This is a genomic window from Nocardia sp. NPDC060259 (assembly GCF_042728775.1).
Classification (GTDB): Bacteria; Actinomycetota; Actinomycetes; order Mycobacteriales; family Mycobacteriaceae; genus Nocardia.
Window position 1 is genome coordinate 4,248 of the sequence record NZ_JBHXAY010000028.1, and the last position, 24,805, is coordinate 29,052.

22 protein-coding genes and 1 pseudogene are annotated in these 24,805 nt (G+C 64.3%); 5 read left to right on the forward strand and 18 right to left on the reverse strand.

Annotated elements, in window-relative coordinates; all coding sequences use genetic code 11:
* Positions 1-1,507, forward strand: a 1,507-nt coding sequence (locus tag ACFWF2_RS13765) for a hypothetical protein (protein ID WP_379307801.1), incomplete at its 5' end; no start/stop codon positions are given.
* 583 nt (positions 1,508-2,090) lie between these two features.
* Here ACFWF2_RS13765 and ACFWF2_RS13770 read toward each other — a convergent pair.
* The 13 genes and pseudogenes from ACFWF2_RS13770 to ACFWF2_RS13830 form a co-directional block, all read right to left on the reverse strand.
* The gene (locus ACFWF2_RS13770; RefSeq protein WP_379307802.1) at positions 2,091-2,927 is read right to left on the reverse strand and encodes an SAM-dependent methyltransferase; all 837 of its coding nucleotides are present in this window, start codon (positions 2,925-2,927) and stop codon (positions 2,091-2,093) included.
* On the reverse strand, positions 2,927-3,739 hold the full coding sequence (locus ACFWF2_RS13775; RefSeq protein ID WP_379307803.1) for a hypothetical protein: 813 nt from the start codon (positions 3,737-3,739) through the stop codon (positions 2,927-2,929). Before ACFWF2_RS13775 ends, ACFWF2_RS13770 begins: the two co-directional genes overlap by 1 nt.
* Complete coding sequence (locus ACFWF2_RS13780; RefSeq protein WP_379307804.1) at positions 3,736-5,037, reverse strand: hypothetical protein; 1,302 nt, start codon at positions 5,035-5,037, stop codon at positions 3,736-3,738. The genes ACFWF2_RS13775 and ACFWF2_RS13780 overlap by 4 nt, the downstream gene beginning before the upstream one ends.
* Positions 5,037-5,345: a hypothetical protein gene (locus ACFWF2_RS13785; RefSeq protein ID WP_379307805.1), complete on the reverse strand. Its 309-nt coding sequence runs from the start codon at positions 5,343-5,345 to the stop codon at positions 5,037-5,039. Before ACFWF2_RS13785 ends, ACFWF2_RS13780 begins: the two co-directional genes overlap by 1 nt.
* 50 nt (positions 5,346-5,395) lie before the next feature.
* Positions 5,396-6,091 carry a hypothetical protein gene (locus ACFWF2_RS13790; protein ID WP_379307806.1) on the reverse strand — a complete coding sequence of 232 codons (696 nt, stop codon included), beginning with the start codon at positions 6,089-6,091 and terminating at the stop codon, positions 5,396-5,398.
* A 4-nt stretch (positions 6,092-6,095) separates the two neighbouring features.
* Positions 6,096-6,380 (reverse strand): hypothetical protein, encoded by a 285-nt coding sequence (locus tag ACFWF2_RS13795; protein ID WP_379307848.1) that lies wholly within the window; start codon positions 6,378-6,380, stop codon positions 6,096-6,098.
* Between the two features lie 1,060 nt (positions 6,381-7,440).
* A pseudogene (locus ACFWF2_RS13800) lies at positions 7,441-8,145 on the reverse strand (cutinase family protein); the annotation flags it as partial.
* A complete protein-coding gene (locus ACFWF2_RS13805) occupies positions 8,142-8,621 on the reverse strand; it encodes a hypothetical protein (RefSeq protein WP_379307807.1) in 480 nt (159 codons plus the stop codon). The pseudogene ACFWF2_RS13800 and the gene ACFWF2_RS13805, both read right to left, overlap by 4 nt.
* A 102-nt stretch (positions 8,622-8,723) precedes the next feature.
* Positions 8,724-9,326 (reverse strand): DUF5753 domain-containing protein, encoded by a 603-nt coding sequence (locus ACFWF2_RS13810; protein ID WP_379307808.1) that lies wholly within the window; start codon positions 9,324-9,326, stop codon positions 8,724-8,726.
* Between the two features lie 86 nt (positions 9,327-9,412).
* The gene (locus ACFWF2_RS13815) at positions 9,413-9,853 is read right to left on the reverse strand and encodes a hypothetical protein (RefSeq protein ID WP_379307809.1); all 441 of its coding nucleotides are present in this window, start codon (positions 9,851-9,853) and stop codon (positions 9,413-9,415) included.
* The gene (locus ACFWF2_RS13820; RefSeq protein ID WP_379307810.1) at positions 9,850-10,020 is read right to left on the reverse strand and encodes a hypothetical protein; all 171 of its coding nucleotides are present in this window, start codon (positions 10,018-10,020) and stop codon (positions 9,850-9,852) included. The genes ACFWF2_RS13815 and ACFWF2_RS13820 overlap by 4 nt, the downstream gene beginning before the upstream one ends.
* A gap of 67 nt (positions 10,021-10,087) precedes the next feature.
* Positions 10,088-10,534 (reverse strand): hypothetical protein, encoded by a 447-nt coding sequence (locus ACFWF2_RS13825; protein WP_379307811.1) that lies wholly within the window; start codon positions 10,532-10,534, stop codon positions 10,088-10,090.
* On the reverse strand, positions 10,531-11,064 hold the full coding sequence (locus ACFWF2_RS13830) for a DNA-directed RNA polymerase subunit beta (RefSeq protein ID WP_379307812.1): 534 nt from the start codon (positions 11,062-11,064) through the stop codon (positions 10,531-10,533). The genes ACFWF2_RS13825 and ACFWF2_RS13830 overlap by 4 nt, the downstream gene beginning before the upstream one ends.
* 234 nt (positions 11,065-11,298) lie before the next feature.
* On the opposite strand from ACFWF2_RS13830, the gene ACFWF2_RS13835 reads away from it, so the two are divergent.
* The 3 genes from ACFWF2_RS13835 (at position 11,299) to ACFWF2_RS13845 (ending at position 15,222) form a co-directional block, all read left to right on the forward strand.
* Positions 11,299-12,402: an aminotransferase class IV family protein gene (locus tag ACFWF2_RS13835; protein WP_379307813.1), complete on the forward strand. Its 1,104-nt coding sequence runs from the start codon at positions 11,299-11,301 to the stop codon at positions 12,400-12,402.
* 123 nt (positions 12,403-12,525) lie between these two features.
* Positions 12,526-13,374, forward strand: coding sequence for an SUMF1/EgtB/PvdO family nonheme iron enzyme (locus tag ACFWF2_RS13840; RefSeq protein ID WP_379307814.1), 849 nt, complete (start codon positions 12,526-12,528; stop codon positions 13,372-13,374).
* Between the two features lie 480 nt (positions 13,375-13,854).
* On the forward strand, positions 13,855-15,222 hold the full coding sequence (locus tag ACFWF2_RS13845) for a hypothetical protein (RefSeq protein ID WP_379307815.1): 1,368 nt from the start codon (positions 13,855-13,857) through the stop codon (positions 15,220-15,222).
* Here the strand turns inward: ACFWF2_RS13845 and ACFWF2_RS13850 are convergent.
* Entirely contained in the window at positions 15,192-15,761 is a 570-nt protein-coding gene (locus ACFWF2_RS13850) for a GNAT family N-acetyltransferase (protein WP_379307816.1), read from the reverse strand. The two genes, ACFWF2_RS13845 and ACFWF2_RS13850, sit on opposite strands and share 31 nt — an antisense overlap.
* Before the next feature lie 390 nt (positions 15,762-16,151).
* Between ACFWF2_RS13850 and ACFWF2_RS13855 the strand changes: the two genes are divergently transcribed.
* Positions 16,152-19,391, forward strand: a complete 3,240-nt coding sequence (locus ACFWF2_RS13855) for a hypothetical protein (RefSeq protein WP_379307817.1) — start codon at positions 16,152-16,154, stop codon at positions 19,389-19,391.
* A gap of 412 nt (positions 19,392-19,803) precedes the next feature.
* Here ACFWF2_RS13855 and ACFWF2_RS13860 read toward each other — a convergent pair whose 3' ends face one another.
* The 4 genes from ACFWF2_RS13860 to ACFWF2_RS13875 form a co-directional block, all read right to left on the reverse strand.
* Entirely contained in the window at positions 19,804-20,118 is a 315-nt protein-coding gene (locus ACFWF2_RS13860; protein ID WP_379307818.1) for a hypothetical protein, read from the reverse strand.
* 51 nt (positions 20,119-20,169) lie between these two features.
* Positions 20,170-20,448: a hypothetical protein gene (locus ACFWF2_RS13865; RefSeq protein ID WP_379307819.1), complete on the reverse strand. Its 279-nt coding sequence runs from the start codon at positions 20,446-20,448 to the stop codon at positions 20,170-20,172.
* Positions 20,449-20,884: 436 nt separating this feature from the next.
* Entirely contained in the window at positions 20,885-21,364 is a 480-nt protein-coding gene (locus tag ACFWF2_RS13870) for a GNAT family N-acetyltransferase (RefSeq protein WP_379307820.1), read from the reverse strand.
* Positions 21,361-24,126, reverse strand: coding sequence for an orotidine 5'-phosphate decarboxylase / HUMPS family protein (locus tag ACFWF2_RS13875; protein ID WP_379307821.1), 2,766 nt, complete (start codon positions 24,124-24,126; stop codon positions 21,361-21,363). The genes ACFWF2_RS13870 and ACFWF2_RS13875 overlap by 4 nt, the downstream gene beginning before the upstream one ends.
* Positions 24,127-24,805: the final 679 nt, after the last annotated feature.

Consider the following 24,805-nt stretch of genomic DNA (forward strand, 5'->3'; position numbering starts at 1 on the left):
CGGCACCGACCAGCAGGTGCACGAAGCGTTCTTCCGCTTCGACGGCGACAACTTCTGGCATCACAACGTGCCCAGCGCCGCCGACATCCAGATCGTGCCAGGGACCAGCCCGACCAGCTGGTATACCCCCAACGACAACACGCAGCACCTCGCTTACGTCGGCACCGACCAGCAGGTGCACGAAGCGTTCTTCCGGTTGTCCGGGGACGACAATCAGTGGCATCACAACGTGCCCAGTATCGCCGATATTGGGGTGGCACCCGGGACGAGTCCGACCAGCTGGTTCACCCCGAAGGACGTCGTGCAGCATCTCGCCTATGTCGGCACCGACCAGCAGGTGCACGAAGCGTTCTTCCGCTTCGACGGCGACAACTTCTGGCATCACAACGTGCCCAGCGCCGCCGACATCCAGATCGCGCCCGGCACCAGCCCGACCAGCTGGTACACCCCAGGTGACAACGTGCAGCACCTCGCCTACATCGGCACCGACCAGCACGTACACGAAGCGTTCTTCCGGTTGACCGGGGACGACAATCAGTGGCACCACAACGTGCCCAGCGCCGCCGACATCCAGATCGCGCCCGGCACCAGCCCGACCAGCTGGTATACCCCCAACGACAACACCCAGCACCTCGCTTATGTCGGCACCGACCAGCAGGTCCACGAAGCGTTCTACCGACTTCCCGACTTCCGGCCCGAGCTGGCCAGACAAGCCATTGAGAACCACTGGCTGGCAGCAGGTGGCCCATTGTCCACAGTCGGCCTGCCGGTAGGGCCTTCGATCAGCCCGTACGCCATCGACGGCGGATTTCAGGCAGACTTTCGATCGGGCGGAATCAGAATCCTCGATGTCGACCCCGAAATCGTTCCGGGTGATTGGGTCCGTATCTGGTGGGTGGGTCTTGAGTGTGCCATTCGCCAGGAGGGCGAAGATGAGATCTATGGCACGGTCTTCTGTCATGCACCGGGCCGAGCGGCGAAGGCGAATGTCGTCATCTTCCCCGGCGGAAACGAAACCCTGGAAATGGGCGAGCCGGGCGCACGTATCGCCAAAACAAACGAGCTCCTCTACGAGGGCCCCCTGGTGAATGTCACCTTGGGTGTGACACTCATCGAAAACGACTCTGGAGATGTCGAGGAAATTTCACAGGAGATCTCGAATAAGATCACCGAGGCGAGTGCTTCTCTCCTCGCCGGGCTGACCGGAGTTCCCGCCGAAGCTATCGATAACCAGACCTGGTACAGGGACGGTATCGGAGCAATTGTAGGCCTAGTTTTGGACGACCTATTCGGCATCGGCGATGACGAATATCTGCCAGCATCGAAACTTGTCCAGTGGCAGAAACTTGCCAAATTCGCCGAACCTGGCAGTTATCAGCGACCCGGCGAGCCGCAAGTGATTGATGCATTCAACGACATCATCGATGCTTCCGGCGTGGATGATGCCGGAGATCGAGGACATTACCGGTTCTTCTTTCTCTATGAGCACGCGAACCACCCAGGCTGAGGGCACTGCGTCAATTTGACGCGCGTGAGTTGCTGGTCAGCTTCGCGACGCGATTACACGCTCAGCGCGGCACTAATTGGGTCATCAGATTCCCAGGTCGACTCGAACCGAGTGTCGTTCTCGGTTGCGGTCGTAGCGCAGGGCCGAAGCCAGGCTGCGCCACCCTCCCATGGCCATGCGTCGCGACACGACGGGCTCGGTGACCATGCCGCTCAGGTCGGCGATTTTCCAGCCCTGTCCTGGTCTGACCTGTGGTGGTCACCGGTAGCACCTGTGACCACCACGGGTCCTTTCTGTCTCGAGGCGCGTGGCTGGGTGCCGCCGGAAGGCAGCGATCGAGGAAGAGGCGAGGAGGGCCATCTTCTCGGCACACCGGCAGGCCGCCGGAGATCCCAGGGGCGTAGGGATTGGCTGGCCGAGACGGATCTCGCGAGCCGCAAGCCGACGCCAGCCGACGCCGGACAAATGCCACCGTCCGGATCGCTTTGGCGCGCAGTGCACGTGGGACGGCAGAACCTGTTCCTGCGCAAACAGTTCGCCACTTACCTCGTTGACCAGCCCGCGCGGGTCGATCGTATCCATTTCATCGGCAGCGTAGCTGCCCCACCGCGGCATAGCAGCACACCACCGGCTTCGGCCACACCTCCGAACCGTCCTTGAGCCCCACGGCCCCGGGGTCGGGTCGCCACAGATCCGCGGTGACCAACCCAGGCTCGAGAAGTTGCAGTGGTGTCAGCATTCGCTCGATCTCGTCGCGGTCGCGCGGACGGTAGCCGATACCGGCCGAGGCCAATGTCGCTACCGCGGCGTCGATGTCGCGCACCAGTAGATCGGCGGCGGTGTGGGTGAACACCAGCCAGGTCCCTGCCGGTAGCAGGCTCGTCAGCGATGCGAGGACGGCGGGCGCATCGGGGAGGAACTCGGCAGTCCCGGACAAACACACCGCGGTCGGCAACGACGGGTTCATCACCGCCGCAATCCGTTCGACCATGTCAGGGGTGCCGGTCAGATCGGCGTCAACGAACACCGAGTCGGCTCCGGTCATCAGCGCGCGGGCATGAACGGCCACGAGAGGGTCGTGGTCGACGTAGATGGTGCGCGCCGTCCGGGCCTGGTTGCGGGCGACCTCGTGCACGGTGGGATCGTTCGGGTAGCCGCACCCGAGCTCGACGATCTGGGTGACGCCGTGGTCCCCGACCAGGTGCTCGACGGCGCGCAACATGAACGAGCGGGCCTCGGCTACAGCGACCCGGAAAGTGTTGTCGGCGAGCAGTTGGTCGGCGATGTACCGGTCGGTGTTGTAGGCGTCCTTCCCACCGAGGAGTGCACCGAAGACCCTGGCCGCGTTCGGTCGGCTCAGATCGAGCACCTCGGTGTGGCGGGAGCCGCTGTCGATGGGCGGTGGGGAGGCGTCGGCCATTACGGGCCCTCGCTGATGGCGGTGATCTTGCTGGTGCCGTCGGGCTCGGTGACGGTGTGGATGATCAAGGTCGCCAACAACTCCGGTGCCGCGGAGGGTCGTTGTTCGCGGACTTGGACTTGCCAGCGGGCTGGGGAGGTCGGCACGATCGATACGCAGTAGCGGGTCCCGACCGGCACGGTGTCGATCCCGGCCTGAATCTCCTCCGCTGGGGGAACTTTCGCATCGGCGGTGACGAACTCGCGGGCCTTGGCCCCGGATCGGTCGACGTAGTAGGCGTGCTGCAACGCGAAGATGGCGCTCACCGCGCTGGTCGTGTCACCGGCGTCGGCGCCCGAGGCCAACGCGGTCGTGCGTTTGTGTGGGCAGTCGGCGATAACGTGGGCGGGTGCGGTCGTCGACGCGACCGCTGGCATGGTCAACGGCGCAGGCAGCAGTGCCCGGGATGCGTCCACGGACGACTCCTCGCCGTCGGGCAGTGCGTCCAGGACCACGACCAGGACGAGCAGGACAACCCCGAAGGCGAGGGCGAGCCCGGCGATGACCCTGCCCGGGCCGCGGTCGGGGCGCGGGGGCGCAGTGTTTCGGCCGACCTGCCGGAACCCCCGCGGCGCTGCCGGTTTGTCCTGATCGTCGTCGCGATGGCGGTCGCTGGGCTGGCTCCAGTCCGACCAATCGCCGACCCAACCGTCATCGTCGTCGGAGTCCCAGCGGTCGTCGGGATGTTGGCGGTCCTCGTCGTCGTCGTACCGGTTGTCGTCGTTGGGGGCTGGTGGAGTGTAGCGGCGCAGATCCAGCGGGCTGTCGGTCATGTCGGCACCGCCCCGATCACCGGAACGACAACGGCTCCCGGGTCACCGCCGGTCGAGGCCGGGGCCGTTATGCCCGCTTGGGCGCGTGGCTTGTGCTCCCCATCTGCCCCGGCGGCGGCCTGGGCGCCCGCCGGTGGGAGGACCGCGGTCGTGGGTACGCCCGCGGCGTTCGGTACGACCCCCGGTTGGGAAGTGGCGCCGGACCCGGCCGGGGCGGCTGGTTTCGGCTCGACACTGCCCGGGCCACCCGCGGTGTCGGGTTTCGGCGTGGCGGCAGGTGAACCGCCCGTATTCGTCCCGGTCCCGTTGCCCGTTGCAGTTCCGGCCGGTTTGTCGGAGCCGAAGTTGATGACCGGTGTTCCGGTCGGCGCGGTGGTGGGGTTCGTGCTGTTGGCGCTGGTTGCTGATGGTGCGGTGTTCGCGCCGTCACCGTTGGCGGTGTTGCCGCTGAGGGCGGCGGTGATCGTGTCCCCGGCCTCGGTGCCGAGGGTGTCGATGGCGTGGGTGGCGACCCCGGCGCCTTCGGTGATCAGGGTGGTCAGGATTTCGGAGCCGGAGGTGATCAACTGGGTGCCGATCGTGGTGGCGGCTTCGATCCCGGCGATGCCGAGGGCTTCCTGCATCGCGATGACCGGGTCGGTCGAGGTCGAGGTGTCGGTCCAGGTGGTGGCATCGGAGGGTGTGGTGTCGTCTGTGGGCGGTGAGGGGTCACCGGTGGAGGGGCCGCCGCCGGTGCTGAGGCTCGATTTCGGTGTCGTGTAGGACTTCTCGCCGAGCTTGCCGCTGTAGGTGTCGTAGTCAGCCTGAGCCCCTTGCACGGTCGAGAGAGCGTTGCCATACATCTCGCGGGCTAGGTCGATCACCTGGGTGACGCCCTTGTCATTGGGGGAGACTTTCAGGATCTGACGGGCCTGTCTGGCGAAGTCGTCGAGCTCGGCATCCAACGCGGCCGCGGCGGTGGTGTTGGTGCGGACCGCGGCGTCGATCAGTGTCGCGAAATCACCGGAATCGGCACTGCTGTCGACGATCTGGGCGCGCGTGCCGCGGATCGCCGGGATCGCGGTGTCGGCCGCTGCCGAGGTCCAGGTCGACTCGAGATCTGACGCGGTGACCAGGTAGGGGGCTTCGGTTGCGTCGAGTTGGGTGATCGCGGTGTTGAGCAGCGCGACCGCGTCGGTCGAGTCACCGGTGCCGTCGAACGCTGCCCGCAGTTCGGTGATCGGTTTGGACAGGTAGGCGATGATCGCGTCCGGATCCGGCGCCGCCGTGGTGGTGGAGGGTGTGGTGCGGGTGACCATCATGCCTCCTGGTCGACGGTGGTGAGGGTGTCGGCGAGGTGCTGGTCGTGCCCGGTCAGGGTGGTGCGGCAGACCTCGACGTGCCCGGCCTGGGTTTCGATCGCGCTCACGCAACCGTTCAGGTGGGTGGCGTGGTCGGTCATCGCGGCGATCAGCTGGGTGCGGAAGTTGGCGCCGATCAGCCCGAGCCCGGGAACGACCGCTGCTGCGGCTGTTGTGGCGTGGGTGGCGGCGGCGAGGTCACTGGCGACGGTTTGTGTCACCGCGACGAAGTGTTGCGCGGTGGACGGATCGAAATCGAGCGACATGATGGCCCCCTTGGAGAATCTGGTTCGGAGAATTGGGTTCGGTCGGGTTGTCACAGTGACGAAGGTCGCGCAACCTTTGGTAAGGCCGGTCGCGGCGGTGGCCGTCGAATCGGTTGGGTCAGTGCGTGTCTGCTCGGGTCGGTTGGGTCCAGCAATGCGTCGATGTCCAAGACCGACCAGTCAACGAGGTGAAGATGGCGGGCACCGATCGCGGCGGCGGCAATGGCCTCGACCAGTACGGACCGGTCGCCGCCGATACCTCCCAGTTGGCGGGGCCGCAGGCCGTGGTGGGCGAGCAGTCCGATGAGTTCCGCGCGAGCTCCGGCAGCATCGGTGCTCAGATCGACTAAGGCCAGTGTTGTCGGTCGGCTGCTGTGGCGGCGTCCCCAGCGGGTGGTCAACGCCGCAACTGCCCGAGTCTGCTCGTAGCGGCGGAGTTGCGGGAGCAGGTCGAACGCCGCCAGCGTGCGGGCGCGTCGCCGAACCTGGTTCAAGGCGGCCACGAACTGGGGGTGGATGCTGTCACGGAAACCGTGATGGATGAACAGTTCCCAGGACAGGACCACGGTGCGCATTCGGGCATCGGGGGGCACGGTGCGGTCGGTGGCGGGGAAGCTGAGATAGGCCAGGGCGGTTGCGGCAGGCGAGAACGCCAACCCGGCCACGGTGCAGTGCGCGATCCCGTTGGGGATCCGGGAGGTGGGAAGGTTCCGCAGGATTCGGGCCGGTTGGGGTGGGCGGGTCATGGTGTCAGTTGCCGATCATGGCGTTCATGATGGTTCCGGCGCTGGTGGCGACCGCGCCGCCGATCATGGCTCCGGCGATCATCTTCGGTGATTCCAGGCCGCCGCCGGTCCACTTCTCCCACGCGAACTTCCCGCCGGCGTAGGTGATGGCGATGACACCGGAGAGCAGGATGAACCAGGTGAAGTACCGCACCAGCTGCACGATCTTGTCCGACATAGGTGGTGCCTGTGGTGTCGGATTGGACAACTGCGCCGCCAGATCGTAGCCGGTCTGCAGGACGGGATGCATCGAAATCCTTTCGGAGAAGCCGGTGGGGTGGGTCAATGTCCGGTGTCGGTGGTGATTCCGGGCTGGCGCACGAGCGTTGACGGCGGTGTTGTCGCGTCGGCGCTGAGATGCCGGGTTGGCTGGGCCCCGCTGCAGTGACTGTCGATGCCGGACCGCGAGACTGGTCGGCTGGTAGGGAGGGCGGGGCAACGAGTTGGGGTGCTCCCACCACCTCGACCGGCGAGGGGCTCGGTGAGGTGGTGGGAGCGGGCAGGTCCACGCTGCGGATCGTGGACGTGGTCGAGGACACCGACACCAGCGTGCTCGCTGGTGTCCGCGCCGATTCGGTGGTGCGACCGACGGTGGCCGGTGGTGAGATGGCGGCGTCGTGGGCGGCGGCGGCCAGCCACGCACCGGCCCACGCCGCGGGGGAGGGGCCGTCACCGATGGTGTGGGAGTAGGCGTCGTGACGCATCCCGGTTTCCCACAGCCGCACCCACGTGGTGAGGTCGAGCAACGCCTGGTTGTCGGAGACCTCACGCCGCACGACATCGAACGCGGCCGTGACGAGCCGGTCACCGGTCGTCGGCGGAATCAAGTCGTTGACCGTGGTCGTGAACTTCTCACCCAGCAACGCGACCGCGGCCCCAGGATTGGTCAACGCGACCGTGGCGAGCTGGGTGAGGGTGGCCGGGTTCAGGATCGACGCGGCGACGAGCTTGACCGCGGTGAGCCCGATCGTTCCCACCCGCATCGCCGCAGCCAGCGCGGCGTTCATATCCAGCGGGGTCCGGGGATCGGAGGCATCGGCCAGGCGTTGGGAGATCGACTTGGTCGGCGACATCGCCACATCGGCCGGCGAGGTCCCCGAGGTGTCTTCGTCGATCGTGGTGGTCGCGGCTTTGATCGAGGTGTAGGCCAGGGCTTGGCCGATCGAGATCAACGAGGCGATCGGGTCACCGGTCGACAGCACCGACTGCGACGCGACCCCGGCCGCGGCACGCAGGATCGCCGAACCTGCAGGCGTGTCGCAGGCCAGATCGCCTGGGACGCAAAGGTTCGCGACCCGCCCGGTCAGTGCCCCATAGTCCTCGGAGATGTCGCGGGTCGGTCCGATGCCGCCACCGGATGCCACCGACCGGATCGGCGCGGCGGGAAGCTTCGACAAGTGGGTGCCGGTGGTCCCCGGCACCGGAGCCGGTGTGGTGGCATCGGTGCCGGGGAACAGGCTCGCGCCCGGGCTACGGGTCGGGTCGGCCATCAACACAACTGCAGCGATCAGCTCCGGGGCGACGACTCCGGTTCCGGCGCCGATGTCTTGGGCGGTGATCGAGGCGACGTGTGCGCCTTGGGAGTAGCCGACGACCGCGATCCTGGTCTGCGGGCACGCCGAATTGACCTGACGGATCATCGATTCCAGCCGGAGGACGCCGGTGGCGACCGATTCGGTGTACGGGGTGACCGAGGCCCCGACGGCGCCACCGAAACCTGCCGGGTAGGGCACGTAGGCGCGGTCGACCAGACCTCGGCCGGGTGCGTCGGCCATCATCGGCCGAAACATCAGCGACAGCATCCCGGTATCGGTAGTCGGCGCGGCATCGGGTGAGGACTCCCCGGTGCCCTGGACTCCGAACGCGTACAGCGCGGGACAGGTCGTGATCGACAGGGTCGTCGACGCCGCCGGGGCCGGGACGGGGTTCGTGGTTGGTGCTGCGTCGACGGGCGCGGCGGCGACGGTCAAGGCCACGCTGCCGGCCAGCGCCATGGCCACGCGGAGGGGCGTCATGGGTGCTCCGGTGCCGGGACCGCTGCGCCGAACCCGGCCCACCAGATACTCAGCGGGACCCGTCGGCGGCCGGTGGTGAGGTCGGTGAGGAGGCCGTCGAGGGCGCGGGCCAGTTCGAATAGTGGCCCCCACGTCGTGATCAGGCTGGTCGGGGTGTGGCGTCGGTCGAGACGGGCGGCGTAGTCGGCCATCCGAGCCACGGCCATCGCGACGGTTTCGGTGTGCGGCGGCGTCGCCGAGGACGGCACCGGTAGCGCCTCGGAGACCGCGGTGTCGATGCGGCGCATCTGCTCGACGCGCGCGGCCCCGAGCGACTCTGCCACCAGCGTCTGGGCGCGGGAGAGCTTGACCAGTTCGGCGGCGGCAGCCAGGATCGGGTCGCTGCGCTCCGCATCGGTGCTCCAGCCCAGGATCGAGCCGAGGATCGCGGTGCCCGTGGGCAGCGGTGAATCCTGTTCGAACACAGTGGAAGTCATGGCAGCTCCTAGCAGAAATAGCCCACTCCCACGGCGGGTGCGGGCTGATGGATCAACGGTGTTCGGTCGGCCGGGGATGGGGCCGACCGAACACGGGGTGGGTCAGTGGTCGGTGTGGGTGGCCAGGGCTCGGGTGAGCACGACGCGTGCGTCGTCGCCGTAGACGGCCTGGTCCTGTAGCAGGGCGAAGGTTCGTTCGGCGAGCGCGACATCGTCGGGGCTGGCGGTGATGACTTCGCCGGTGACGGTCTCGATCTCGACCGCCGCACTGTCATGGATGACGAATCCTCCGGTGGGGGATCGAAATTCGGTGTTGAGCGGAACGATCCCGATGCGAAGGTTGGGTCGGGAATCGAGGTCGTCGATCAAGGCTTTGATCTGCGCGATCATCACCTCGGCGGAGCCGACGGTGCGGTGCAGTGCCCACTCACCGATGAGGAACTCGAAGGTGTGGGGATCGCGGTCGAGGATCAGTTGACGTTGCATGCGCGCGGTGACGGTGTCTTCGACATCGTTGGGCACACCCTGGACCTCGATACAGGCCGAGAGGACCGCACGCGCGTAGTCCTCGGTCTGGACGAGGCCGATGACCAGCTCCGGATTCCATATGCGCTGGCGGGCAACGCCGGCCTCGATGTCGATCAGGCTGCGCTGCAACTGCGCCAGCCCAGTCCGGGTCTGGCCATACCAGCTCACATAGGTCATACGATGTCGTCCTTCTGTCGTGGTCGGGCAGCCGGGCGGTGCCCTCGAGCTGAATCGGTTGGCCGGTTCAGCGGGTGTTGGGTCGGCTATGCCGCTTTCCGGGCGGCGCGAGCGGCTCCGAGAGTGATCCTGACCAGCAGTTCGAACTCCGCCAGACGGCTGGGGCGGGGTTCGTCGAGCCATACCCGGGTGTCATCGTCGGGAGTCGGCAGCGGGATCGGACACCCGGGCACCGTGCGAATCGCCTGCACCTTCGACTCTCGGGGGAACAAGGTGACCGTTCGAGTGTCGTCGGGCTTGGGTGCGGTGGTCAGAAAGGTACGGGTGCCGGTCGCGACGTTGTCCACAATCGGCGTGACGACCCCGCGCTGACGGAGCTGGTCGAGAACCACTGCCGCCAGCGCGGCGCTGACCTGGATCCCGTGGAGCTGGTCGGCGGGCAGGATGATCTGGTCGTGGCCGTCGAGCACGACGTGCCAGCCCAGGCGCCGATAGGCGTTGGCGCGGTCGGCGGGAGTTTCGATCATGGGTGTAGCCACAGGCCCTCACAAGGCATTCGAAGTTTCGGCAGGATTCCATCGCTGATTTCGTAGGCAGTGATGGAGGGACGGGGATGGATGCGGCAGGCGCGCAGGAAGTTCTGTACGGCGGTGACGCAGCCGCTGAAGTCGGCCACCAGCCCGTTGCTGATCACTCGCAGGTGAGTGTCAGGCTCCTCAGGGCGAGGTGATCGTGACAGCGGCATCACAGTCTCCGCGGACCTAGCGGCACGCCAGGATCGTGGTGACCACGACCTGGGCCGAGGGCCGATACGGATCCAGCGGTTCATACGGCAGCCAACGCCGGGCCGGATCCCGCGGCGACGGGAGCAGCACCTCGTCCCCGTCAGCCACCAACTGAGCTCCGGCTGCCGATAGCGCTGCGTGCGTCGAGGCGTGCCGTAGCTGCAGTGGAATCGGTCCGGTCAGGATCGTGGCTGTGGGATGCGGGTCGCCGGCGCTGACGATGGTCGGGCCCGGCCACAGCATCGCGGCGATGACGCGTTGACACAGTGCCGGGGGCAACTCGATGGCGCCGGTCCGCAAGATGATCCGCCCGCTGCTCTCCTGTGCGAAGGCATCGAACCCACACAGTCGCCGGTAGGTGCTGGCGTGGCGAACTATCTTGTCGGTCAGCCGGATCGGCTTCGTGGTCGTCGAGGTGGTCATCGGCGCTCACCGGCTTTCACACAGGCCCGAGCAGCATCGAGGACCACCGCGGTGCTCGGCCGCAGCGGACTGTGCGGGGGGAGCACCCATTCGCGGTGGGCATCGGGATTGGCCGCGCTCGGCGACGGCAGTCCGATGACCGGGCCATCGGTCAGCACGACGACTCTGGCGAGCCAGAGACGTCGGCCGTCGGTGAACAGGTCGAGTTCGCTGCTGTGGGAGGTCAAGAAAGTCCAGGAATCGGTTCGGGGATGAGACACGATCGGCCCGCCGCCGCTATCGAGGCGACCGAGCTCGACCCGGACCCGTTCACCGAGCGCCGAGGGCATCATGACCGCTTGCACGCGTCCGGCTCGCAGGGTGATCTGGCCATTCGCGGGGTCGAGGTCGGCGGGCAGGTGACACACCGTGCGGTAGTACTCACACCGAGCCTCGCCGCTCACCGGACCACCGAGAACGACATCGAGTGCGTCGACGACGGAATCGGCCGGGTCGCAAAGAACGAGCGGAGCCGTCACGGACTTGGTCATCGCAGCACCGATCGACAAGACAACGCCGTCGGGAAGGTCGCCGACGTGAACGCACGGGAGGACATCTCGGCTCCGTTCCAGTGAGCGGTCATCGATGGCCCCCGGTGCGAAAGGAGTTGCGCCGTAGCGTTGCCGACTAGGTCGTGTTCCTGGGCTCCGGGGATACCGACACCCACCTTCCTGGACCGTCCGACAACAAGGAACGGCGTTGTGTGGGTGTTGTGTGGGCGCATTGTGGGCGTTTCCATCCCGTCCACGCCGATTCGGTCGGTAGAGCGTGACTCGCTCGATTCGTGCATCGACCCGACACCGCAGATCAGCCAGCAGATCGGCGAAGCGCCGGGACCTGGTCCGGTGCAGCCGGTGGCCGCACCCGCACAATCGTTGCTGGGCGAGCCGGTCTCGGAGCTGGCGGAGCCGCTGTCGGCGAGGCTTTTTCGCATGGTCCCAGCGTCGCGACAATCGCCCTCGCACGGAACCACGTCGCGACGCCTTAGACCGCCTTTACACTGCCGTTGGCTATCGACGCCACCGTGTGGATGCCAGACTGGCGGTATGTACCTCAACGGATTGCCGGTCACTGCCGATCAGCTCAAGACGCTGGCGCTGACCAACTACGGGCACTTCACCTCGTTCGTGGCACACCACCGAGAGGTACGAGGACTCTCGCTGCACCTGCAGCGACTCGTCCGCGACTGTCGAACCGTTTTCGACGCCGACCTCGACGAGAACCAGGTCCGCGAACTGATCGCGAAAGCCTTGGCCGGCCACGACGAAGACGTCGTCGTGCGGGTCACGGTGTTCGATCCGGACCTGGAGATGGGACATCCGGCGCGACCTGCCGCACCGTCGATCCTCATCACGGCCAGAGCGGCGCCGACAGGGCTCGCGAAACCACTGCGATTGCAGTCGGCGGCCTACGCCCGCGAGTTGCCCCGGGTCAAGCATGTAGGGCTTTTCGGGGCTCTGCACCATCGGCGGGCCGCGCAGGTGGCCGGATTCGACGATGTGCTGCTCACCACCGCCAACGGGCTGATCACCGAGATCGCTACCTCCAACATCGGCCTTATCGACTCCGAGGGCCGTCTCGTATGGCCGCAAGCCGACGTTCTGCCGGGAACGACGATGCGGTTGCTCAGCCAAGCCCGCGATGAAGAAGTCCTGACTCGCCCGATCAGTCTCGCCGAGCTGCCCGACTACATCGGCGCGATCGCCACCAACGCCGCGGTCGGTGTGCGCGCAGTGACCACAGTCGATGACACCGTATGGCAGATCCAGCACGACATCGTCGATACTCTGCGCACAGAATACGAATCCATCCCGCTCGAACGCGTCTAACATCGCAATTCGATACGGTGGGACCACAATTCGGGCCATGTCGAGGGGGCGATCTTGGGAAGTGTTGTCGCGGTCAAACAGTGGAGCGGCGCGGAGGTCCGCGCCCTTCGGGCGGCTCGCAGGATGTCCCTCAAAGACTTCGCCGCGCACCTCGGAGTCGGTGAGCGCCTGATATCCAAATGGGAGGCAGGCGCCAAAGGCATCATTCCCCGTCCCGTCAACCAGGCCGCCCTCGACACCTCGTTCGCACGACTGGATCCCGAATCCCGCGCCCGATTCAAAGAACTTGTATCTGTCGACGTCTTGGCCGATACCCGCGATCCCGACGTGCCCGAGTCCGGCTCTCATCGCCAGCACCCCGGTGACGGCAAGGTGATGGTCTGGATCGCCGAGGGAATCTATCTGTCCGGATACCAGTCCGAACCCCAATGGCTCGACGGCTACTGGATCGACGTCTTCCCGACAACCAACCGGGACTACGCCCTGTTCGTCACCGCGACCGACTACCCGGCACCACAGCACTGGGGCGCCGAACTACCTGCGCGTGAGATGGCTGATCATCCGGTGGTGTGGGTGAGTTGGGAAGACGCACAAGCGTATTCGAGGTGGGCGGGCAAAGCTCTGCCGACTGCAAGCCAATGGGAGAAAGCGGCTCGCGGGACACGGGGCAATCCGTACCCGTGGGGTGTCGCTCCGACGCCGGCGAAATGCAACGTGAGAGGTTCGGGCCCAGGCCGGACGACCTCGGTCGACACCTACAAGTCCGGGGTTTCGCCCTACGGTGTTTTCGATATGTGCGGCAACACGTGGGAATGGATGGACACCCCGACAACCGAGACCCGACGCGAACTCAAGGGCAGCGCATTCACCAGTCATTTCGACCGCGTCCATCCAGCAGCGTTCAATGACGCACATGTAGCGATGGTCGATGACGACACAGGATTCCGGTGTGTAGCTGTTGAATTGAGTTGACCGACCGTGTTCACGGCTGACGATCGGTGGCAGATGACATCGGACCGGTGGTGGATGCCTGGTCGTCGGGTGAGAGCGCGTGTAACTGCGGCGGGGAGATGGGTCATCCACCGTTCGATAGTGGGTGCGCGTCTTGGCAAGCGATGGTCCGGTACACGGCTCGGTCCGAGATGTCGGCACGCCACGGCTTCGCCACGAAGGCGATCGTGATGAAAGGGACGACTTCTGCGGGAATCTCCAGGGCTTGTTCGCTGAAATCGTTTGCTATACAACATGTTCGGAGACCAGATGGAAGATGGACCGTTGTTGTCCGCTGCCTGTGCCGAGCGGATGGCTCGGTGCTGGGTGGTAGGTGTGAGCAGTCCGGCAAGGTGCGCTGATAGACCATCACACTGTCGCGTCTTCCATTGAATCCCGTTGCGTGGAAACGAAATGCAATAGCGTGGAAGTGCGTGGCTGATCGAAGAGGGGAACTGGGCTATGGTCCTGTCGAAGGCTTGGACAGGGTTCGAAGCGAAGGCGCTTCAGGATGCGCTTCGTTTGTCGGTTCGCGAGTTTGCCGAGAGGGTAGAGGTCAATCCGCGCACAGTGTCGAACTGGCGGGCGGGTGGTGAGGCCGTGAAGATTCGGCCCTTCACTGCTGGTTCGCTTGATGAGATGCTGCGTCGTGCGGACAGCGGCGCCCGCGAGCGCTTCGATGAGTTCTTGGGCGCAGGCAAGGCGTTCGCTGGTGTTCCAGACCACCTGCCGCGGCCAATGAATGAACTTCCAGTAGACCTAGACCTGCGAGTATGGATAGAGATGAATCGTCGCGAGCTGTTGCAGTTGTTCGGTGGCATCGCCCATGGGCTCCCAGCAGTGGCCGCGATTCTCGCAGGCCTCGACACGGACGAACGACTACGTGTAGAGAAGGTGCTGATAACGCCGAGTCGCGTCGATGCCAAAGCCGTAGATAACATCGAGGAGGCGCTGCAGATCTTCCTGGCGCAGAACGATACCTACGGTCCGCACGCGATCATGCCGATGGTGACGGGGCAGATCATGATCACCGAAGCCCTCCTACGAGAATGCCCACCAGCGCTGGAGCAGCGCTTGCACGGGCTCCATAGCAACCTGTCCCAGCTGGCAGGTTGGATGCATTTCGACCTGGCCAACTTCGAGGAGGCCACCCGTCATTACGAGGATGGTCGCCGGTCCGCGCATCGCGCACACGACGATGCTCTGGCGGCGCTGATCCTGTGCAACCTGTCCTATCTGCAGGTATGTGAAGGCGATCCGCGCGTCGGAATCGACCACGCGATAGCGGCCCAGAACTGGGCGCGGCGGGTGCCAGACTGGCGCATGCAGGCTTACGCCGACGACATCACCGCATACGCCTACGCGGCCTCCGGCCAGCACTTTGACTGCATGGCTGCTCTCGATGCCGCCGACGCCACGATCGCCGCTGGCGACACTTCCTCTGGCCCTATCGAGTCAGTTGCCTACTTCCACGGCCCGGGCCTGGCAAGCTCCATCCGCAGCGAATGCCTTCACCGCTTCGGAGACGGTCACGGCGCTCTAGCCGCCGCACAAGACGCCCGTGGGTTCATCGACCCAAGTCATCTGCGCAATTTCGCCCTCGTACATCTCGATATCGCCCACGCCTACACCGACACCGGGCAGATCGAGGGCGCCAGTGCCGCGATCAGCGATAGCGCCCGACTGGCCGTGTCCTGTCGATCCGATCGGCTGGTCGACCGTATCCAGAAGGCCCGCAGTGGACTCGACCGCTGGCGCACAACCACACCAGTGCGGACCTTGGATGAGGAGTTGGACAGCTACGGATTCGGTCCCAAAGCCTTGACATAGATGTCGAAACGATCATGCACATACCCAGCATTGGGCAGGAACTGGCGGCCGAGGAGTTCCCATCCTCCGATCGAGGTGTAGAAGGCATGCGCGTCCGCCGCTTGCGGCTGCACCGCCAGAGTTGCCCGCTGTTCCTGTCGACTGGCCAGTAGTGTGTTCATCAGGTCGCGCCCGAGCCCACGGCGACGCCACTGCTGCTGCACCGCTAGGTCGATTACGGCGAATGTGCGTTCATGCCATTCGCGTACCACGTCGTCAGGTACGGGAACTTCGAAACCGTCCCACCAGTTCGTGGGCGGTTTGAGGCTCACTCCGTACACGCATCCGGCGAGCTGACCCGTGGCTTCGGCGAACACGATGCCGAAGGTCGGATCGAGGACGAATTGCTCCATCATCTTCCTGTGCCGCTGCGACTCCCCGTCTGGCCAGACGAACGGCGCCACGCTGAAGACCTCGTCGTAGAGGTCGCAGATCGCATCCATCTGCTGCCGTGCCTCGTCAGCGGACAACAACGTGACCGCGACAGGATAGGAACCCATACAGTGACGATACGACCGACGTAGCCAGCCGCCATCGGCTGTTGCTGGTCATCCCGACCAGGCCGTTGAGCTCGCGGCGTAGTTCGCCCAGCTTGTCCGAGGTCGCAATGCGTTCGACAACGGGCCGGTGAGGACTTGACGTTCTGCCTACTGGTTGGTGCGGACCCGCTGACCCTGCGACCAGATGTCGTAGCGGCCTGGATCGGCGACATGCACGTCCAACCCAATGTGCGATCCGGCGGCGAGGGCCTAGCGAACGCCACCCTGTCGCAGCCGCGACATGCTGGCAGACCTGGCAAAATTGCCCCGACTTCGGCCAATGAGTAGAACGGCTCGGCACTCCCGAAAAGTCGCTCGCCCGCAGGCACGGTTGGGATCTAGCCTTGTTGCGTGCAGGAACAAGCCGCGATAGTAGCCAGCATCGCTGAGGTCGAACCGGCCCTTGATCTACCGACGACAGTGGCCCAACGGTTGCGTGCCGAACTTGGCCCTGAGACCGCAGAAGACGTCATCAACTGCTTGAGAACCGCCAAGGCCTTCCTCATTCAGCTGGAGACCGATCAGAACGGGCTCCGACTCGCTGCCAGTGCCGCCTACAACCTGCGCGAGGCACTGAATCGCATTGTCTCAAGCCATGATCCCGCCGAGGGCGGGCTGAGACTCGTGCTCACATCATGGAGGATATTTCAGGAACAGCTCGCGGCGCCTCAGACGGGGCGGGACGAAGCACGGGAGACATTCGAGTCCGTGATGCGTCGCGTGGAGGCGGACGAGGCTCGCGCCAACAGCTATGCCCTCAAGCTGATCACGCACCTGCGCCAACGCACAGGTGTGGATCCCCTTGTCGGCGTAGCCAATCCTGTCAAGGAATTCCAGGCTCTGCTCCAGGATGTCAACTCGAGCCTGCACGGGGACTTATCGCACCAAGAAGCCACCAGTCTGTTCGACCGAACAATCTCATGGTTCGATCGAATGTTCACGCCACCGGATGAAGTCGCCCAGTCAATCTTGGACCTGGCCGCTCAGCGATGGGTATCTCCCGACCAGACGGACACCATCGCGCGGCTGGCGACCAACAGCCACCACCTGCGATTGTTGTTCGGTGCCCTGCAGGATTCTGCCTGGCTGTCGCCGCTCCACACCGCGGGCATCGTGGGGGTACCAGTGGCGGATACGGTGTGGCCGGCCGCCTCGCTGACCAACGGTCTCGGCAAGACGGAACCAAAATCTGTCGCAGACCTACTTGAGTTGGTATTGAGCGATATCGCCCAGCAGCCAAAGTCAGAGCGGACTTCAGCTCGCTACGAGGTACTGCGTGTTGCAGCCAGTCTCGGCTCGGCAGGACGTCCCGTCGTCGCCACCGTAGCTGGGTTGCATGGCGATGTCGGGGCTGTTCGATCTCTTGCTGTGCATGCAGCGCTCGAGGCCCGGCCAGACGACCAGTTCGTTACCAAGGTGGCCGACGCGGTACTCGGACACTGCAGTCCTTTTCCGCGCCCGGCTCACTACGAGACCGTGCAGATACTCGACCATCTGGCAGCAGGTCTCACCACCGTGAACTATGTCAACCGTGCCCAGATCCTTGCAGGCAAGACCCGGAAGCTGGCAGCAAAGGAAGTGGAACAAACAGCGTTTCGGTGGATTGGCGTAGAGGCCCTCGGCCTGGAGATGCAGGAAAACCCGAATTCCCTGCCGCTATTGGCGCATCACCTCTCCCGATTGCTTTCTGTAGCACCGCAGTACAACGTCCCGTTCAACGAGCAGTGGAAGTGTGTGCAAGGTATCAGCGGCGAGATCGGCGACCGCCTACGCGCCCAAGTCCTCGCCGTAGCAGCAGATCAACCCATTTCGGACGCCATCGCGCATGTAGCGACGCGGATCGGGCACGCGCTCACGACCGCCGAGGACCTGGCCCTCGTCAACAGCATCATGGACCGCGACCCCACGGACGAAGATTTGCGCAGTTGGGTTGACGCGTGCGGTGTCCCGTCCCCCACACCAGCCGAGGAACAGTCGATTCCCGCGGACTGGCGCCGGATGTGGCGCTGGGCTGCGATTCTGCCCGAGCGCGTTCTCGCAGCCTGGACACCGGCTATCGATCAGCTGTCCGAATACTGGCAGGATCGCCCCTCAACCGAACCTTTGACAGTCGATCACAGGCCCGAGGTCGGCCTGCAGTTCGTCGAACGCACCTCAGCCACGGTGGATCTGTCGACAGAACCGCCCCTAGAAGTTGTCGCCATGCTCACAGCCGGCGAGTCCGATGCTGATGTCAGCCGTGTATTCCCGGGTCCCTATTGGCGTACGCGTGCACTGGAAGACGCTGTGCAGAACGATCCGGCGGCGTGGAGCAGCTGCCCTAGTGAGATCATCGAGGGCTTAGCCACCGACGAGTTCGTCGAAGCTTACGTACGAGGATTGCTCGGCGGCATCGAGGACATCGTGCCTCAGGCGCCCGCCGTGATCGATGCTGTTGTCCCTCGCCTCCTGCAGACACTCGAACCACCGGATCTGACACAGCCCGCCGGGGGATCGGCAGATTCCCGTGATCTTCAGCGAGTGCTTCTCGATCTGGTTCGGCAACTGGCGAACCACGATGGCAACGTCGACTCTCAACTGGGCCCGCTGTGGGATGTCTGTGACAAGCTCATCGCCAACGCGCCCACGGTCGGCGAACTCAGCCAGTCGCCGTTGGAACGCGCATACGACGCTTCTTGGAGCAACGGCCTGCTGACAATGCTCACGCTCGCAGCCTGGGAACATCGCAATCGCCCCCACGTCCGCGCAGAGTTCACCCAGACCCTCGACACCGTCATCGCACTCACCACTGCATCGGGGCTTGAGCTGCGAGCAATCCTCGCCGCACATCGTCCGATCCTTGAGCACATCGCGGGTGACTGGCTTGCAAGCCGACTGCAGCCTCTCTTCAGAGACCGCCCCTTCGGCCGACAGACTTTCGAACTCACGGTGAGGTGGAGCCAACCCACCCCGTGGCTGTACAAAACATGCAGCGACGACCTTTTCCAGGCAGCGAAGCGCAACGCGTACAACGCCGCTCGTATCCTCGCCCTGTGCGTAATCGACGACGTGCCGGGGTACGACATCCGCATCGTCGTCGATCGTCTCGCTGCTACACCAGCTGCCCTAGCCGAAACAGTCGAGTACATCGCATTTCTCGTCCAAAACGCCGCGTCGGACGCACCCATTCTGGCCCGCGCTGTCAACGCGTGGGACTACTTGCTTCGTACGGACGCGATCACCAGCAAGGATGTAGCGTTGGCCGGAATCGGTCGATGGGCCTTCGTAACAAACATCGACGACGCCCGCTGGCTGAAGATGATCGCGAGCACACTTGAGGTGACACTCGGACGGATCGGCCATCAAAAGTCGGTCGCCAACAAACTCGCTCGTCTACCGGCGACCGATGACACCTGCACCATCTTCATAGCTCTGCTCGACAACGCTGACGACCAATGGGATCGCATGTACATCGCTGGACAAGCGATCGACGTCCTGCGAGCGTGGCAGCACCCGGCAACCAGCTCGGCCCGCGCGCTCCGTACCCGACTCATCGACCTCGGATACCTCGATGCCCAACATATTGTGTTGTCGACCGCAGCGTCCAGCTGATACCAATCGTTACCGAATGTTCGCAACAACTTGCCCGCTCGGCCCCCACAAGGCCGAGTATGGCTCCGAGCGCAGCGGTGGATTGGGCGCCTCGATCTGGTTGTTGGTAGTTCTGCCAGAAGGCGATCACGAAGTCGTCGACCACTACGGCGCTGTCGTGCGCGGGTTCTGTGACCGTGACGCCCTGCTCGGTAAGCCATCGGGTCAGCGCCACCGACTCACGCGCCCGCATTCCGTGGTGATCGGCGCGGGTCAGCCGTGCGATCACGAGCCCGGTGGCAGCCACACGCTATTGGAGTGCACGTGTAGCAACGTCGCTTGTGCTGAGGCCAGGCCAGCGACGGCGCATGCTTTGTTTCAGCGTCCTCGATTACGTTCACGCTCGCGACGGCAGTGGGCCGGCCGGACTACCTCACCTCCGTGAGTCGAACAGATCGACTCCACGATCCGACAGGAACTCGATCCAAGCGCGCAGCACCTGCGCGTATACACGCCACGTGCGCGGAGACGGAGCGCCACTGACTGGCAACTCCTGGAGCCAACGATTCGCCACGGCCGCCGGCCGCGGCAGTCCGTCATCGGCAAACCGGAGGTCGTCATCGACCAGGATCGGCATCCCGTCACGAATCAGCGGCTGCTGCTCGACGTCCCACGATTGCCACCCCTGCGAGGTGAACTCCACTAGCATCACGGCGGGAACATATATTCGAGAACCGTTGTCGTGCAACTGATAACGCAAGGTCAGGGCGTTAGCTGGTGGCTAATCGAGACACGGAAACTAAGCAACGACAACAGAGGAATCGACGACCGCTGGTTCAAGCGCGATATTTCTGCCGTCCGGGGTCAGCGCCGTGGCGATGAAGAAACATGCTGTAGTTGCGGGTAGTGTGCGGTCGAATCGTTGCCCGATCAGTGCTGGAGTGGGCTGCGGCCAAGCCAGCGCCGCGCACATCTGTGCTGGTGAGAACGTAGTGGTGACGATCGCCAGCTCGGGTTGCTCGATCGCGACCGCGCACCCGGTCATCGACAACAAGAAAGCGGCAGCAACGCCGCCCATAGGCCATCTCGGCGCACAGTGCATATTCATATGGATCCTCGAAGCGACAGGCGGTGCAGACGTCGGCGCGGTGTAGCGGGCGTCGGTGCTCAGCTGGTGGGAGCCAAATCCCTTGGATGCTGAGATCTACTGTCGTGGAGGATGCTTGGGCTGGGAATGGTGTTCTGATGGCGTAGTGTGGGCGCACCTTGTGCGTTTCGCTCACTTGTCCGTGAGTACGCCGAGTTATTGAGCGTCGAGGCCGCCACAGTCACGAATTTTATCTGTGCCCTCAGATAACCGCGCCCAGGCGGTGAGGTCGACGTTCTCCGCGTACTGGCCGGGCTCGAACGAATCGAGGTGACGCCCGCGCAATCTCTGCTGGTGCGCCAACTAGCCATATCTGATCGGATTGTGATGGTGTGCGCGAGTATTTGCAGTGTGTGCTGCCTCTATGTCAGGGCAAGGTAAGCGCGTACACCGCGCGGTCGCGGCCTGGTCCTTTGTAGTCGGCTTTCACAGATATCCCTGCGATCTTGTAGTCTCCTGGTTCGTTCTCGAAGCCCAGGGTTGCCCAGGTCTTTTGTGCCGCTAGGTTTTCGGGCTCGGAAGTGAGGTACAGGCGCCGACAACCCCATTGCTCTGCCTGGTGTCGCACGCTGTGCAGCAGGCGTTTTGCGGTTCCTTGTCGTCGGTGGTCTGGGTGGATCATGACGTCTTGGATGTAGATCTCGTTGGGATCGTCTTGGCTGCGGAACGCGATAACGGTGCCTGCGATCGAGCGATCGGTGGTGACAGCGACTGGGCAGGTGGTGGAAAACAGGGTGGCATAGAGCCAGTAGTCCGACAGCGTGCGGGCGCTGATGTACGGCTCGCCGCGCTCCATCAGCTGGCGGACTTCCTGAATGTGTTCGATTCGCAACGGTGTGATGTTCACAGGCGCTCCTGGGGGCGAATTCTCCGGATGAGATTTTGCAGTTGGTATGCCATGTCAGTAGGTAGTACGGCGTCTGATGCGCTCCGGCCGAGTATGGCGATGTCCCAGTCGTCACTGTCGGCGAGTACCGCGTCAGCGGTGGTGAACCCGCCCGATACCGCGACTGGTAGCTGACTGTGACCGCGGATCAAAGCGGCGGTCGCGAGAGGATGGTCGCCGCCGACGCCTAGATCGATGTTGGTCGTGACGACGAACCCATCGATGCCGGTGCGTTCCATGTCGCGTAGCCAAGCGGGCGTGAGTCGGCCCGGTGACACATCAAGCGTGAGAGCGATGCCGAGACGACGCGCTGCGGCTACTGCGGCGGAGACGCTGGCGATGGATGCGGGACCGATGAGCAGAACAACATCAGCCCCGGCCTCGGCCGCAAGCTCGACCTGGTCCCTACCCCAGTCGGCGGACATCATTTCCGCGACGACGGGAGTCTGTGGCGCCTGGTGTTTTATAGTCTCGATCGCTGCAACGCCCATCCGCTTTATCAATGGATCGCCAACTTCCAGAAAATCCACACCACTACCGGCGGCGATTGTAGCGATCGCGACGGCCTGGTCGAGGGTATGGACGTCGAGGGCGACTTGCAGCGAACGGTGCCCGCGCCGCCTCCGATATTGTTCGTGGGCGCTGTGCTGTCGCTGCTCGGTTGCGGCGCTTGCTTGAGCTGTGAGCCAGTGGGTTGAATTTTTCCCGAATGAAACAAGCGCCTGCTCGATGTCTCCGGGCAGCGTCGTCCAGCCGGACCTGACTTCTTTCAGTAGCCCTAGCAGTGCCGGGTCTCCCGGCTCGAGCGAATCCAAGTCGATCGCGCCGCTGAGAAGCAGAATCCGTGTTCGCAGCTTTGCTACCGACGCCGGCGGCGTTATCCAGGATTTGTCTGCAGCGGTGACATCGATAAGAATCTTGGCGAACGAAGAATGGGCCAATGGTGATGGTCGTCCATCCAGAATTCCGTACAAGGCGCATTCGCGCACATGCCAATTGGGGTCCGTGAGTAACGCCTCAAGAGTCTGGTGGGCTGATGCGGTCTCCAGATAGCAGATCACTCGCGCCAAAGCGGCCCGCACTTTGTAGTCCCCGTCGTGTGTCATTCGTTCGACGATCAGATCCACCTGCGTGGCGCTCAGCGAGACACATGATCGCAGCGGTGTGGCTAGCGCAGCACGTACTCGCCAGTCGAGGTGACCAACGAGCTGGCTGATGATCGTGTCGCCGTCGTCGCCGGGACTGGCGAACAGGTCGACGTGGCGGGCAATGAAGCTGGCTTCTCGCGCATGGTCGAGCTTGAGCAGGTCGGCGATGCGAGCGCTCACCTGTATGTCGAGAGCCGCCTCGAGATGGTGGGCGATGTCATCCCAGATCGAAGATCCATGAGATCGAAGCTGTTCGACCACCCATTTTGCGTGCCGGTCTCCGAGCGCAGTAACAAGGTTAGGAACCGCGAGCAGTGCCTGGGTTAGAAGTTGATTCGGCGACTGGAGGGCGCGGGTGGCGCAGGCACGAACGACGTGGTCGGCCAGCCCACCGTCTGCCGCGGTGGTTTCCAGCAGCATCGGCAACGCAACGTCCGTGGAGACAGACGGCGCGGAGGTGATGGTTTCGATGAGGTGGGGTGCACGGAGGTCAAGTGCACGCACTGCGAGTTCGAACACGTTCCTTGCCTGGGCGGATTGGGCAGCACGATCGGCGAGGTTGTTGAAGGCAGCGACCGCAGCCGACGATCGCCCCAGATCCGCGATCTGGTCAGCAATCTGAATCGCGAGGAAGTACTCCCGAAATATGTCGTGAGTGAATCTCGCGGCTCCGCCGGCCACGGGCTCCACGAACGGGGGCGCCTGGACGAGAGAGCTTGCAGGGCGGGGCCTGCCTTGGAGAGGCGTTGGTATGAGCTCAGGAGAGAGATCGCCAGCCGAGTGAGCGAGACAGTCGATAACAGCGTCCACAGGCTGGCCCGATCGGCTGAGGATGGTTCGAACGCAGTGGTCGATGAGCTGGAAGGTGTGCCGGGTGCCAGATTGTGCGGCGCTTCCGGCGCTGCGCAGCATCTGCAGGTAGAGCGGTGTCCGCGCGAGGGCTTGCACGGACACCGGCAGCCTAGAGAACAGGAGATCGTTCTCAGTGCGAGTGTGATCCCACCACTCGCGGGTCTGAGCGATCGGCCACGGCGCCAAGCGGTGAGACGCGCCGGTCGGCGCATCCTGCCCGCCGAAGATCGTTGCAGCCAGGATGGGAAAGGCGGAAAAGTCAGGTTCAGGCGGTGTCCGGGCGACGACGACGAACCTGAGAAGATTCGAGTCCGCCTGTCGCAAGATCGCGTCGAGTTGCCGACCTACCCAGACAGTGTGCTCCTCCGACATCACCCCGTCGAGCACAACTAGGCACGGACGCAACAGCGTTCGCGCCGCACGTTCCAATGTCAGCAGGGAGTCGCTGCCAGCGGGAATTGAGGCGTATCGCAGGATCTCGGTTGCGAGGTCAGCCCTTGGGGACGTCCACGTTGCGCGGCCGTGGAACTGAAAGTCCGTCTCGCCTGTCCATTGTCGCCCGAGTTGCTCGCACAGCCGTGTCTTTCCGATTCCTGCGGCGCCGGTGAGGACGAAGACCCGTTCCAGCGAACTGAGAAAACGACTGAACCGATCGACAGCAGACTCATCGACGGCATGCAATGCCTCGGGATCAATGGGATCTGGCGTCCAGGAATCGAGCAAGACCCCGGTCCGCTGGGATGACCTGGACCCCAGATCAGGCTCGTCTGATCTCGCGTGCTCTGGGAACGCATCAGTTGCGATCAAGCTGTTCTCGTGCGCCGATCGCAGAAGCAACTCGAAACGAACGATTGCCTCGGGCGCTGAACGACTGAGCTCAGTGTCAAGAAGCTGCTGAGTCTCGTAGCGTAGCCGCGCCTCCGCGCCTCGGCGTTCCCAGTGAGACACCGCTGCGTCGTTGACTCCTAGGCGAGCGGCGAAATCCCGGACGCTCATCCTCGTAGCCTCGCGCAAGGCACGCGCCTCACGGCCGGTCCAACGGACCACCACCGAGTCCATGCCAAGCCCCCGTCACATCATCGCCGCTCGCGGCCATCGAAAACTATCGGTAGCCAATCGATCACGAGATTAGAGCAAGACTAGGACAGCAGCCCGTGGTCGCCTGGCGGCAGCTCATGCCAGCCTGGATCTAGCTAGTCGGACAGCGTCCGAGCTCTTGATCCCACTCATCCGACCGCCGGCGACTACCTGACGGCTCGCTCAACTGTTTCTGACCTGCGGGGCCAGCCAGATCCCGCGTAGCTCTGACTGGCGGCGAAGCAGGCAGTTGTCCATGGCGTCGACGAGCCCGCCTAGCCAACCCCCGGCAGAAGTGAACCGAGTGCTGGAGGCCGCAGCACCC

Excerpts from the sequence above, each read along its gene's own strand:
- ACFWF2_RS13840 (WP_379307814.1), top strand. The coding sequence starts at position 12,526 with ATGTCCCTCAAAGACTTCGCCGCGCACCTCGGAGTCGGTGAGCGCCTG.
- ACFWF2_RS13845 (WP_379307815.1), top strand. The coding sequence starts at position 13,855 with ATGGTCCTGTCGAAGGCTTGGACAGGGTTCGAAGCGAAGGCGCTTCAG.
- ACFWF2_RS13850 (WP_379307816.1), bottom strand. The coding sequence starts at position 15,761 with ATGGGTTCCTATCCTGTCGCGGTCACGTTGTTGTCCGCTGACGAGGCA.
- ACFWF2_RS13775 (WP_379307803.1), bottom strand. The coding sequence starts at position 3,739 with ATGACCGACAGCCCGCTGGATCTGCGCCGCTACACTCCACCAGCCCCC.
- ACFWF2_RS13795 (WP_379307848.1), bottom strand. The coding sequence starts at position 6,380 with ATGCATCCCGTCCTGCAGACCGGCTACGATCTGGCGGCGCAGTTGTCC.
- ACFWF2_RS13830 (WP_379307812.1), bottom strand. The coding sequence starts at position 11,064 with ATGACCAAGTCCGTGACGGCTCCGCTCGTTCTTTGCGACCCGGCCGAT.
- ACFWF2_RS13780 (WP_379307804.1), bottom strand. The coding sequence starts at position 5,037 with ATGGTCACCCGCACCACACCCTCCACCACCACGGCGGCGCCGGATCCG.
- ACFWF2_RS13825 (WP_379307811.1), bottom strand. The coding sequence starts at position 10,534 with ATGACCACCTCGACGACCACGAAGCCGATCCGGCTGACCGACAAGATA.
- ACFWF2_RS13865 (WP_379307819.1), bottom strand. The coding sequence starts at position 20,448 with ATGGGCGGCGTTGCTGCCGCTTTCTTGTTGTCGATGACCGGGTGCGCG.
- ACFWF2_RS13785 (WP_379307805.1), bottom strand. The coding sequence starts at position 5,345 with ATGTCGCTCGATTTCGATCCGTCCACCGCGCAACACTTCGTCGCGGTG.
- ACFWF2_RS13805 (WP_379307807.1), bottom strand. The coding sequence starts at position 8,621 with ATGACTTCCACTGTGTTCGAACAGGATTCACCGCTGCCCACGGGCACC.
- ACFWF2_RS13815 (WP_379307809.1), bottom strand. The coding sequence starts at position 9,853 with ATGATCGAAACTCCCGCCGACCGCGCCAACGCCTATCGGCGCCTGGGC.
- ACFWF2_RS13810 (WP_379307808.1), bottom strand. The coding sequence starts at position 9,326 with ATGACCTATGTGAGCTGGTATGGCCAGACCCGGACTGGGCTGGCGCAG.
- ACFWF2_RS13790 (WP_379307806.1), bottom strand. The coding sequence starts at position 6,091 with ATGACCCGCCCACCCCAACCGGCCCGAATCCTGCGGAACCTTCCCACC.
- ACFWF2_RS13770 (WP_379307802.1), bottom strand. The coding sequence starts at position 2,927 with ATGGCCGACGCCTCCCCACCGCCCATCGACAGCGGCTCCCGCCACACC.